Origin of the sequence: Secundilactobacillus silagincola, from assembly GCF_002583405.1 — a bacterium.
Taxonomy (GTDB): Bacteria; Bacillota; Bacilli; order Lactobacillales; family Lactobacillaceae; genus Secundilactobacillus; species Secundilactobacillus silagincola.
Genome location: NZ_BCMJ01000008.1, coordinates 82,663 through 95,136, shown reverse-complemented (window position 1 = coordinate 95,136; position 12,474 = coordinate 82,663). Strand labels below are relative to the sequence as shown.

General features: G+C 45.7%; 10 protein-coding genes. All 10 read left to right on the top strand.

The window, feature by feature from the left end; all coding sequences use genetic code 11:
* Nucleotides 1-21: 21 nt before the first annotated feature.
* The 10 genes from CES82_RS09675 to gatB all read left to right on the top strand — a co-directional run bounded on the left by CES82_RS09675 (nucleotide 22) and on the right by gatB (nucleotide 12,452).
* Entirely contained in the window at nucleotides 22-933 is a 912-nt protein-coding gene (locus CES82_RS09675) for a 1,4-dihydroxy-2-naphthoate polyprenyltransferase (protein WP_098825794.1), read from the top strand.
* A gap of 93 nt (nucleotides 934-1,026) precedes the next feature.
* On the top strand, nucleotides 1,027-1,611 hold the full coding sequence (locus tag CES82_RS09670; protein WP_098825792.1) for a xanthine phosphoribosyltransferase: 585 nt from the start codon (nucleotides 1,027-1,029) through the stop codon (nucleotides 1,609-1,611).
* Nucleotides 1,612-1,668: 57 nt separating this feature from the next.
* Nucleotides 1,669-2,196: a DUF2179 domain-containing protein gene (locus CES82_RS09665; RefSeq protein WP_098825790.1), complete on the top strand. Its 528-nt coding sequence runs from the start codon at nucleotides 1,669-1,671 to the stop codon at nucleotides 2,194-2,196.
* Between the two features lie 112 nt (nucleotides 2,197-2,308).
* On the top strand, nucleotides 2,309-3,466 hold the full coding sequence (locus CES82_RS09660) for an ATP-grasp domain-containing protein (protein ID WP_098825788.1): 1,158 nt from the start codon (nucleotides 2,309-2,311) through the stop codon (nucleotides 3,464-3,466).
* Between the two features lie 181 nt (nucleotides 3,467-3,647).
* Nucleotides 3,648-5,900 carry a DNA helicase PcrA gene (gene pcrA / locus CES82_RS09655; protein ID WP_098825786.1) on the top strand — a complete coding sequence of 751 codons (2,253 nt, stop codon included), beginning with the start codon at nucleotides 3,648-3,650 and terminating at the stop codon, nucleotides 5,898-5,900.
* 13 nt (nucleotides 5,901-5,913) lie between these two features.
* The gene (gene ligA / locus CES82_RS09650) at nucleotides 5,914-7,956 is read left to right on the top strand and encodes an NAD-dependent DNA ligase LigA (protein ID WP_098825784.1); all 2,043 of its coding nucleotides are present in this window, start codon (nucleotides 5,914-5,916) and stop codon (nucleotides 7,954-7,956) included.
* Nucleotides 7,956-9,116, top strand: coding sequence for a CamS family sex pheromone protein (locus CES82_RS09645; RefSeq protein ID WP_098825783.1), 1,161 nt, complete (start codon nucleotides 7,956-7,958; stop codon nucleotides 9,114-9,116). Before ligA ends, CES82_RS09645 begins: the two co-directional genes overlap by 1 nt.
* A gap of 131 nt (nucleotides 9,117-9,247) precedes the next feature.
* Nucleotides 9,248-9,556, top strand: a complete 309-nt coding sequence (gatC, locus tag CES82_RS09640; RefSeq protein ID WP_098825781.1) for an Asp-tRNA(Asn)/Glu-tRNA(Gln) amidotransferase subunit GatC — start codon at nucleotides 9,248-9,250, stop codon at nucleotides 9,554-9,556.
* Between the two features lie 5 nt (nucleotides 9,557-9,561).
* Entirely contained in the window at nucleotides 9,562-11,031 is a 1,470-nt protein-coding gene (gene gatA, locus CES82_RS09635; RefSeq protein ID WP_098825780.1) for an Asp-tRNA(Asn)/Glu-tRNA(Gln) amidotransferase subunit GatA, read from the top strand.
* Nucleotides 11,031-12,452, top strand: a complete 1,422-nt coding sequence (gene gatB / locus CES82_RS09630; RefSeq protein WP_098825778.1) for an Asp-tRNA(Asn)/Glu-tRNA(Gln) amidotransferase subunit GatB — start codon at nucleotides 11,031-11,033, stop codon at nucleotides 12,450-12,452. The genes gatA and gatB overlap by 1 nt, the downstream gene beginning before the upstream one ends.
* The last annotated feature ends 22 nt before the right edge of the window (nucleotides 12,453-12,474 follow it).

Here is a 12,474-nt window from a genome sequence, read left to right as displayed (position 1 = left end):
TTATTTTTTGGAGGTTTTTTTATGTCTGTAAATGTTTTTTTGGAACTAGTGGAGGCTAAAGCAAAAATTGCTTCCGTGTGGCCTTTCTTCATGGGGCTCTTCTTTTCCTACTATGTGTTTGGTCAAGTGAACTGGCCGTTGGCGATTACGTTTTTCGTGGCCATGCTGCTCTTTAACATGGCAGTTGATGCCCACGATAACTATTCGGATTACCGCCATGCAACCGCTGAAGCTGCTGAGTGGAAGCGGAAAACCAACATTATCGGTGTCCACCATTTATCCGTTAACTTGATTCGTAACCTGATTATTTTAATGGCTGGTAGCGCCACTATTTTGGGGATTCTGCTGGTCATTGAAACGAGTTGGCCGTTATTAGTAATGGGCGTGTTCTGCTTTTTAGTGGGGTACTGCTATGCTGCTGGTCCACGGCCCATTTCTACCACGCCTTTCGGGGAGGCATTTTCCGGGCTGACCATGGGCTTTGTGATCACCCTGATCTCCGTTTACATCAATACTTATCCAGTCCAGTCGTTAACTTGGTCACTGTTCTTTAAAGTGCTGCTGACGTCTGGCATTGCGGTGTTTGCCATTGCTAACATCATGCTGGCAAATAACCTGTGCGATGCGGAAGAAGACAAGACGCTGAACCGTAAAACAATCGTGTATTACTTTGGCAAGCCGACCATGTTAAAAGTTTTCGTCGGTGATTACGTTGCCGGGTATATCTGTTTGATTATCAGCGTCATTCTGGGCTACTTGCCGATTATGAGCGTGTTAGTCTTACTCAGCATTCCCCTAATTTATCGTAATACCCGTGCTTTTCTGGCTAAACAAGTGAAGAAGGAAACCTTTAAGTACGCCGTTCAAAATTCTTTGATTATGGCATTATTTTGCATCGTATGGATTGGCTTAGGCACTATTTTAGGCTGGTAAGGTCGCTTTCAGGTTGGCAAAACCGTGATTTTTCGAGTACACTAATCATAAGTTAGAAACGTTCGACTGGACGTTATTAGGAGGAAATCAGCGATGAAGTTACTAGAAGATCGAATCAAACGCGACGGCACTGTTTTACCCGGTGAAGTGTTAAAAGTGGATAACTTTTTGAATCATCAAGTTGATCCCCAGTTAATGTATGAAATAGGCGCGGAATTTAAGCGGCTGTTTGAAAATGAAGGGGTTACCCGGATCTTAACGGTTGAATCATCTGGAATCGCGCCCGCTTTGATGGCAGGCTTTCAGATGAACGTGCCGGTGGTATTTGCACGTAAACACCGGTCACTGACATTGACTGATAACCTTTATACGGCAACGGTCTACTCGTACACCAAGCAGGTCAACAACGATATCAGTATTGACAAACGGTTTATTGATTCGGATGATAAAGTGCTGATCATCGATGATTTCTTGGCTAACGGTCAAGCGGTACAAGGTATGCTGGAAATTTGTAAAGCCGCACAAGTGGACGTTGCAGGTGTTGGCGTAGTGATTGAAAAGCGGTTCCAGAAGGGTCACAAAATGGTGCTGGATCAAGGCATCCATTTGGAAGCTCTGGCAAGCATCGCTTCGTTGGACGATAACCAGGTCACTTTTGCTGATCCTGACACGAAGTAAAGTTGTATCACTGCTATTTCGCTAGTCAGTTGGTATTGTACGATTGGAGGCGGGACCATGATTTGGACTATTATTTCAATTTTCGTCATTAGTTTCGTTTACATCACGTTAAACACGCTTCGATTCATGCTCACCATGAAAGGCTACCGTAATTTGGCCCCAATTTTGAGTGTGGTAGAAATCACAGTTTACGTGGTTGGTTTGGCCATGGTCTTGAACCAGTTGGATAACGTCTGGAATGTTATCGCGTATGCTTTGGGTTACGGTGTCGGTGTTCGAGTCGGCATCTGGATTGAAGATAAGCTGGCGCTGGGCTACATCATGGCAACCGTTATCCTCCCCAGTACGGACAGTGAACTGCCGAAGATTCTTCGTTCAAGCGGTTTTGGGGTGACTCAGAGCCACGCGGAAGGTCTGGAAGGCGATCGTTTGGTGTTAGATATTTTGACACCTAGAAATCAAGAACAGCGACTTTATGGCATTGTTAATGACCGCGAACCCAAGGCCTTTATCATCACCTACGAGCCGAAATATATTTCTGGCGGTTTCTGGGTCAAAAAGGTTCGCCGTCGTTTTCGGCAGTAAACTCGGGCATAAGACTTTTTAAAGATTCAGCGATTTAGTAGTACAATTTGTAAGTAAAGTTATAATGAAAATAAAAGATCATCTTTTATTGATAAGAAGGTAGTGAACAAATTTGGACAATCATGTTTTGTATCCAGGAGGCACCATTGGGGTAATCGGCGACAGTACAGATGGACCAATGATTGTGTCCGCAGCACGCCAAGCAGGTTTTAAGGTGGGCGCATATGGCCCTGACGAAACTAGCGAAATGCTGCAATTGGCTGATTTTAAAATCGTTGGCGAACTGTCTGACCATGACCGGTTGACTGATTTCGCAGAACGTTGTGATCTGGTCACTTACGATTCTCAACATCTTAGTCCGGACGTTCTCTCGGTGATTGAAGAATCAACCCTGTTACCGCAAGGCTCTGATTTTCAGATGATGATGCAGGACCGCTTACTTGAGCGAGCATTCTACGAACAACTAAACGTTAATATTCCACCGTACGCCACCATCGTCAGTCTTGATGATGTTTACCAATCGATTAATTCCATTGGTTACCCAAGCGTTCTTAAGCCGATTCAAAAAGATCTGGTTCACGGCCAAGAAATGACGATTCGGACTCAGACTGATATTGCGCAAGCGGCAGGTTTAATGGACTGGGGAACTTATATTCTAGAGTCCACCGTGGACTATTCACGGGAGTTTACCGTGACCGTTGCGCGCGCTGCAAACGGGGAAGCTAGTTTGTTCCCAACAGTTGAGGTCAAACGTCAAAACGGCATCATGGCTTGGGCTTATTTACCGGTATCCATCGATCCGGATGTCCAAGCAGAAATGGACCGAATCTGTCACGAAATCGTGGCTAACGTGAAGTACGTCGGCGTGTTTGAAGTTGATTTTATGATCAACGAGAACGGTTCGATCTACGTTAAGCAGATCATTCCAACCTTTGGCGAAGCTGGCCGAATCTTTGACCGAGCCACAACGGTTAGTCAATTTGAGCAGCATTTACGGGCTATCGCTGGGATGCCGTTAAGCGACGTCCAGGTTTTGAAACCCACGGTGATGGCGGCCTTTACACAGCATCAGGCCAACGCCATGCGAACACAGTGGACGTTGAAACCCAACTGGCACTTCTCGTTCTACCGCCAAGGGCATCAAGATTTTGACGGTCAAAAACTAGCGGGTCACGTTCTGGTTCAGGGCGACGATATCAACAAACTGCTGGAGCAATTGGAAGATACCGAGATCTGGTCACAGGGTTCCACAGATTCTGAAATTGAATAATCAAGAGGTACTCTCACGAGGGTGCCTTTTTTAATGCGAACGTATGTTTAATTTTTCCGATAAAAGTGTTGCTTTATCAGTCAAGATAGGCGACAATTTTACTAGTGAATTTGTTAAGATGCGCACTGATGGCTAAATCATCAGCGCGAAGTAACCGTACAAACAGGAGAGGAATAATATTGTGGCTGAATCTGCATTGTTAGCAAAACTGAATAAGGAACAACGAGAAGCTGTTGAACATACTGAGGGGCCGCTGTTGATCATGGCCGGTGCCGGTAGTGGTAAGACGCGGGTCTTGACCCACCGGATCGCTTACTTGATTGAAAAGGGCGTGATGCCTTGGCACGTGCTGGCCATTACCTTTACCAACAAGGCGGCTCGTGAGATGCGCGAACGAATCGTCAAGCTGTTGGGGCCAGAAGGCAACGATGTCTGGGCCTCGACTTTCCATGCGCTGTGTGTGCGAATTTTGCGCCGTCACGCGGATAAGCTAGGATATAACAGAGCGTTTTCAATTGCTGATACTGGTGATCAGCGGACGTTAATGAAGCGGGTATTAGCTGATATGAACGTGGACACGAAACAGTTTGATCCACGAGCAATCTTAGGCAAAATTTCCAACGCTAAAAACGAACTTAAAACCCCTAAGCAGTTAGCTCAGGAAGCCGGTAACCGCATGGATGAGGTCACTGCACGAGCTTACGACGCTTATCAAAACGGGTTGCAGCGTAATCAAGCTATGGATTTTGATGATTTGATCATGTTGACCATCCAGTTATTTAATGAAAATAAGGATGTACTGGCAGAATACCAAAAGAAGTTTCAGTACATTCACGTGGACGAATACCAAGATACCAACGATGCGCAATATACGTTAGTGAATATGCTGGCACGTGAGCACCATAACCTGTGTGTTGTGGGTGACTCCGACCAAAGTATTTATGGTTGGCGCGGTGCTAACATTGAAAACATCATGAATTTTGAAAAGGATTATCCGGATGCTCACGTCACTATGCTTGAGCAAAATTACCGGTCAACCAAAACCATTTTGGATGCCGCTAACCAAGTTATCAAAAACAACGGTTACCGGAAAGATAAAAACCTCTGGACTGAAAACGAACAGGGTGAAAAGATTCATTATTATCGTGGCCAAAGTGAAAACGATGAAGCCCGATACGTTGTTTCTCAAATCCAGGACTTAATGCGTGAACAGCATTATCAATATGGTGACTTTGCGGTTCTATACCGTACTAACGCTCAGTCTCGTGTGATGGAAGAAACGCTAGTCAAGGCCAATGTGCCATATACCATTGTTGGTGGGCACAAGTTCTATGATCGTAAAGAAATCAAGGACATGCTGGCTTATCTGACGTTAGTGGCAAACGGTGCGGATACCCTCAGCTTGGAGCGAGTGATTAATGAACCTAAACGTGGGATTGGTACTGGTTCATTGACCAAGTTACGGGCATTTGCGCAGGATAACGGCTGGTCAGAGTTGGAAGCGGCCATGAACGTTGATGTGGCCAATGGTATTTCCAGCCGTGCTCGGGGTGCCATTGGCGGTTTCGCAACCACGATTCAAAAGTTGCAGGCCATTGTTAAAGACAGTACCGTCACGGAATTAACTGAACAAATTTTGGACACTACCGGCTATAAAGCGGCGTTGCAAGCATCTCGCAGTTTGGAGTCTGAAACCCGTCTGGAAAACATTCAGGAATTTTTGTCCGTTACACAGAAATTTGATGAAAGTTACGATGCCGACGAGAGCGACTCGGGTGACCGGATCGTTGACTTTTTAGCGGAATTGGCACTGGTTTCCGACCAGGATGATGTGGATGAAGAACCCGCCCAAGTGACCTTAATGACGCTGCATGCCGCTAAGGGACTGGAATTTCCCGTTGTCTTCCTCATTGGGATGGAAGACGGTATTTTCCCATTGAGCCGTGCCATGGAAGACCATGATCAGCTGGAAGAAGAGCGCCGATTGGCTTACGTGGGAATTACCCGTGCTAAGCAGCGGCTCTTTATTACCAACGCCTTTTCACGGATGCTGTATGGTCGTCCGCAACGAAATCCGCAATCCCGTTTTATTGAAGAAATTGAACCGGATTTACTGCAAATGGATAACCGAACGACGCCAGGCGAAACTGGCGCTACCTCACTGCGGACACCATTTGACCGACGAACAGCATCAGCCACAGCCACGACTTATCACCAGAAGCGCTCTAGTTCAGTGACCGTAAACAACGGCACTGGTGCTGACAAACAAGCTTGGCGAACTGGCGATAAAGTCACCCATAAGAAGTGGGGAACTGGTACCGTGGTTAAGATCAACGGTACTGGCGAAGATATGGAACTGGATATTGCCTTTCCGCAAGAAGGTGTCAAAAGACTATTAGCTGCCTTTGCGCCAATTACAAAGGTAGAAGAATAACAGGGGTGTTGAAATGGAACCATCACTTGATTCTCTAACAAAAGCAGAAGCAGAGACTTTAGCAAAACAACTTCGACCGCAGCTGCGTGCTTGGGGAGAGGCTTATTACAGTGAGGACGCCCCAACGGTTGAAGACTCCGTTTATGATCAAAAATACGCCCAATTAGTGGCCATTGAAACAAAGTACCCGGATTTGATTACACCGGATTCACCGACTCAAAACGTGGGCGGAAACGTTTCAACTGATTTTTCCAAGGTGACTCACGACATTCCCATGCTGTCTTTGGGCGACGTTTTCTCAAAGGAAGAATTGGCTGATTTTGTGAACCACATTACGGAAAACGAGGCTGGTACTTACAACTGTGAGTTAAAAATTGACGGTCTGGCAATTTCGTTGCGTTATGTAGACGGTAAGCTGGTTCAAGGATCAACTCGTGGTAACGGTCAGATCGGTGAAGATATTACGGCTAACCTGAAGACGATCCCGTCGATTCCCACTCAGTTGAGCCGACCTTTGACCATTGAAGTGCGCGGGGAGTGCTATATGCCCAAGGCGTCCTTTATTGAACTGAATAAGAAGCGGGACGCTGAAGGTAAGTCAGTATTTGCTAATCCGAGAAACGCTGCTGCTGGTAGCTTACGGCAGTTAAATACCAAGATAACGGCAGAACGAAAACTCAGTACGTTTATGTATAACGTGGCTGATTATGAACCGTTGAATACGCGGACCCAGAGCGGTCTCATCGATGAACTCGCTGAACTTGGGTTTACCACTAACCCGAATTATCGGGTGGCTCATAATATGGACGAGGTCAACGCTTATATTGATGAATACACGCAGCAACGTGATGATTTATCGTACGGCATTGATGGGATTGTGGTGAAGGTCAACTCACTGCCCGTACAGCGGTCAATGGGTGCCACGGTTAAGGTGCCTCGCTGGGCAATTGCGTATAAATTTCCGCCAGAAGAAGCCGCAACTATTGTTCACGATATTGAATGGACGGTTGGCCGTACCGGCGTGGTCACTCCAACAGCGATCATGGATCCAGTGCAATTGGCAGGCACAACGGTGGCTCGGGCGACTTTGCATAACCCGGATTACCTGACCGAAAAAGACATTCGCATTAACGACACTGTGATGTTGCACAAAGCTGGCGATATTATTCCTGAAATTTCGAACTATATTCCTAGCAAACGGCCGGCCGACAGCGAACCTTACGTGATTCCGACGCAGTGTCCATCCTGTGGTGCTACTCTGGTCCATTTAGACGGTGAAGTGGCACTACGTTGCATTAATCCGCGCTGTCCAAAACAATTGACGGAACAGATGACGCACTTTGCTTCACGGAATGCCATGAATATCGACGGTCTCGGTCCACGGATCATCAGTCAGTTATTTGAGAAGAAATACGTTGAAGACGTTGCCGATTTATATGACCTGACCTTTGATCAATTAGTGACTTTAGATAAGTTTGGTGAGAAATCTGCTAATAATTTATTAAATGCACTGGATAACAGTCGCAATAATTCGCTAGAACGCTTATTATTTGGATTAGGGATTCGTCACGTGGGTAATAAAGCTGCTCGACTCATTGCTGCTCACTTTAATAACATGGCCAATGTGATGGCTGCCAGTCAAGAAGAAATCGCGGAGATCGACTCAGTCGGCGATACGATTGCGGACAGTTTGGTGACTTATTTTAGCAATGAGGGTGCCCGTCAACTGGTTCACGAACTTGAAGAACGTGGTGTCAATATGACTTACACGTCAGGTACTGAACAAACTGCACCGGCTGATGGCTTCTTTAGCGGTAAGCGCGTTGTGCTGACCGGAAAGTTGACCAGTATGACACGCGGTGATGCCAGTGCTTGGCTAGAAGCGCAGGGTGCAGATGTGACGAGCAGTGTTTCAAAAAAGACGGATCTTGTGATCGCGGGAACGGATGCCGGCAGTAAGTTAACCAAGGCAGAAGCTCTCGACGTACCAGTCTGGAACGAAGAACGGTTTGCAGCCGAGATGTCGGGCCAGTCTGAAGATGGAGGAAAGAAGTAATGAAACGATTTAAAGCCTTATTTGTGATGGCAATCTGCGGACTCTTTTTAAGCGCCTGTGGTAATTTAGGGAGTTCTAACGGTGCCAGCACCAGTGGCAATAGTAGCAATAAGGGTACTCAGCTTACTGGACAGGCAGCTGCCGGCGACTACCAAAGTGTCATCAAAAACGGCCGGTATGTAACGAGCAAGTCTCGTGGCGTCAATGTTTCTCAAAACGATAATCAGTTTAACCTGAAGAGTTTTGAAAGTGGTCTGTTAACCGTTTCTAAAAAGGTTTATTCACCAAGCAAATACATTTTTGAAGAGGGACAGTATTTGAATACCAGTACCGTTCAAAATTGGTTGGGGCGTAAATCGAAGTCTAATCCAGATGGGTTAAACCCTGTCAATAACGGTAAAACTGATCCGAATACTCGAAACCCAATCTACCTGCAACAGATGGAAGAACAAGACTTTATGAAGCAAAACGGCAAGAAATTGACGCTGTCCGGCGTTACCATTGGTCTGGGTATGAACTCCGTTGATTATTACGAAAAGAAGAACTTTGGTTCAACTTATCAAACCAAGATCAGCAAGGCAGAAGCCCAGCGTGAAGGTCGTCAGATTGCCAATCAAGTGCTTGCCCGTCTACGTCAAAAACCAGCGTTGAAGAACGTGCCGATCACGATTGCACTTTATCGACAGGCACCAACGGATAGCTTAGTTGGGGGCAGTTTCTTCTCTTATTCAAACAATAAAGCTGGGGCAACGACAGTTAGCTCATGGAAGCCAATCAGCGAACAGAATTACGTTTATCCAACAACGTCTTCTAAAGCTACTAACGGTAACTCAGGTAGCGGTAATTCAAACGATGAAGCTTCCTTTGAAAACTTTAAGAGCCAAATTCAAAACTACTTCCCTAATTTGAGTGGAGTTACTGCTCAGGCGCATTACACTAATAAACAGCTGACGGGGATGAACGTTAACATTACAACGCAATTCTATAGTCAAACTGAAATTATTAGTTTTACGCAGTATCTGCAACAGGCTGCGCAAAAATACTTGCCTTCTAACGCGCCAATTGACATCACTGTCAGTTCCACGGAAGGGGTTCAATCGTTCCTGAGTCGTGACAACGGCGCGAAGAAGTTTACTTCTCACGTCTTTAATAGTTATTGATTAAAATTTGTGTCAATCAAAAATAGCACTGGTTTGGACCTTAAAACCAGTGCTATTTTGAGTCATATTGTGGTAGTATATTTGATGTGTAGCGTAATTTACGCAGAATTCTTGTGAAAGAGGGAAACTTGATGGCAAGTCGAATTGATCAAGACCAGGTACAACACGTTGCCTCGTTAGCGAAGTTAAGTCTGAACGACGATCAACTGAAGTACTTTACCACCCAATTAGATGAAATTATTGGGTTATTTGAAACCTTAAACGAAGTCGATACTGAAGGGATTGAACCCACTTCAAGTGTCAGCGACCAGATCAACGTTATGAGAGAAGACGTTGCCGACAACTGGGGACAGCGCGATGCCTTACTGGCTAACGCACCAGAATCTGAAAAAGGCTACATTCGAGTACCAACGATTATTGATGAAAGTGAGGATGAGTAGAAACGATGAACTATTTCGAAAAAGATCTCACATCGCTGCATGATGATTTAGTGGCTAAGCGGATCAGTGTGACTGATTTGGTTAAGGCTACTTTTGATAACATTGCAGCTACTGACCCTGACTTGAACGCCTTTTTGGCTTTGAACAAGGATGCAGCTTTGAAGAAGGCTGCCGAAATGGATGAAAAGGGTGTTGACCCAGATAACATTCTTGCTGGTATTCCACTAGCAATCAAGGACAACATTGTCACCAAGGGATTAACCACAACGGCTGCTTCAAAGATGCTGGAGAACTTTGTGCCAGTCTACGATGCAACGGTTGTTAGCACCCTAAACGATAAGGGTGTGATTAACGTGGGTAAGACCAACATGGATGAATTTGCCATGGGTGGTTCCACTGAAAACTCTGCTTTTAAAACCACTAAAAACGCTTGGGATTACACCCGCGTACCTGGTGGTTCATCAGGTGGTTCAGCAGCTGCCGTTGCTTCTGGCGAAGTGGTTGCCGCATTTGGTTCCGATACTGGTGGTTCGATTCGTCAGCCATCATCATTTAACGGAATTGTTGGGATGAAACCAACTTATGGCCGCATTTCTCGTTGGGGCTTGATTGCCTTTGCTTCAAGTCTTGATGAGATTGGTCCAATGACTCGAACAGTGAAGGATAACGCTATTTTGCTATCCGCAGTTGCTGGTCACGATGACCATGATCTGACCACTTCAACTAAAGAAGTGCCAGACTTTGCTGCTGAATTGAACGATCAAACCAGTGTTAAGGGTATGAAAATTGGTTTACCTAAGGAATTCTTAGGCGAAGGTGTTGACCAAGAAGTTAAAGATGCGATTTTGGCTGCAGCTGATAAATACCGTGAACTGGGTGCAACGGTTGACGAGGTGTCATTACCTCACAACAAGTATGGTGTTGCTGCTTACTACATTATCGCTAGTTCAGAAGCTTCATCTAACTTACAACGGTTTGATGGGATTCGTTACGGTCACCGTTCTAAAGACGTTAAGAACCTAGAAGACGTTTACGTGAACTCCCGTAGCGAAGGCTTTGGTGATGAAGTTAAGCGTCGGATCATGCTGGGGACATTCTCACTTTCAGCTGGTTTCTACGATGCCTACTTCAAGAAGGCCGCTCAAGTACGGACGCTGATCATTAACGACTTCCAAGCCGTTTTGAAAGATCATGACTTCATCATGGGTCCAGTTGCGCCAACGCCAGCTTACAAGATCGGTGAAGAAGTTTCTGACCCAATGACGATGTACATGAACGATATTTTGACGATCCCCGTTAACCTTGCTGGATTGCCAGGGATGTCGATTCCTGCTGGTTTTGCTAAAGGCATGCCAGTTGGAATGCAACTCATCGGTCGGCCATTTGACGAATCGACGCTTTATAAAGCCGGTTACGTCTTTGAACAAGCTACCGATTTTCACAAACAAACACCTAAGCAAGGGGGTAATAACTAATGAATTTTAAAACAACTATCGGACTTGAAGTCCACGTTGAATTAAAAACCAATTCAAAGATCTTTAGTCCATCTCCCGTAGAGTTTGGTGATGAACCTAACGCTAACACCAACGTCATTGATTGGGGCTATCCTGGGGTATTACCAACCACCAATAAAGGTGTTGTGAAGTCCGGTATCATGGCTGCTTTAGCACTCCATGCTCAAGTTGAACCACATACCCACTTCGACCGGAAGAACTACTTTTATCCTGATAACCCGAAAGCTTACCAAATTACCCAATCTGACAAGCCAATTGCGCATGATGGCTGGATTGAAATTGAGGTTGACGGTGAAAAGAAGCGCATCGGGATCGCCGAAATGCATATTGAAGAAGATGCTGGTAAGAACACCCATGAACGCGATTATTCATACGTTGACTTGAACCGTCAAGGCACACCATTGATTGAAATCGTGTCGAAGCCAGAAATCGCTTCTCCTGACGAAGCTTATGCGTACCTTGAAGCACTTCGTCAACGAATTCAATTTACCGGGATTTCCGACGTGAAGATGGAAGAAGGTTCCATGCGTGTCGATGTCAACATTTCCATTCGGCCTGAGGGTCAAAAGGAATACGGGACAAAGACTGAGCTGAAGAACCTGAACTCCTTTAACTACGTTCGCAAGGGCCTAGCGTTTGAGGAACAGCGTCAGCAACGTGTCCTGATGTCTGGCGGCCAGATTCAACAAGAAACCCGTCGTTTTGACGAGACCACTGGTCAGACTATTTTGATGCGTGTCAAGGAAGGTTCCGATGATTATCGTTACTTCCCAGAACCAGATCTGCCAGCACTGAACATCAGTGATGAATGGGTCAACGAGATTGGTGCTGAAATGCCCGAAATGCCAGGTAGTCGTCGTCAGCGTTACGTCAAGGAACTTGGCTTAACTGACTACGATGCCATGGTTCTGACGCAAACTAAGGAAATGGCCGATTTCTTCGACGAAACGGTTAAACTTGGTGCTGATCCTAAGTCAGCTGCTAACTACCTTCAAGGTGACGTTAACGCCTTCTTGAACGAACAGCATGCCGATTTGCAAGACACTAAGCTGACACCAGCTAACTTAGCCGGTATGATCAACTTGATCACGGATGGGACCATTTCATCTAAGATGGCTAAGAAAGTCTTTAAAGCGATCACCCAAGGCAAAGAACCTAAGGCCTTCGTTGAAGAAAAGGGTCTGGTTCAGTTATCTGACCCAGCTCAACTGCAACCCATCATCGACTCAGTTCTGGCTGATAATCAGCAATCTATTGATGACTACAACAATGGTAAAGACCGTGCCGTTGGTTACCTTGTGGGTCAAATCATGAAGCAAACTCACGGTAAGGCTAACCCTCAAGTGGTTAACAAGCTGCTGATTGCTTCACTTAAAAAGTAAACGTTAGTTGTTTAATATTGGA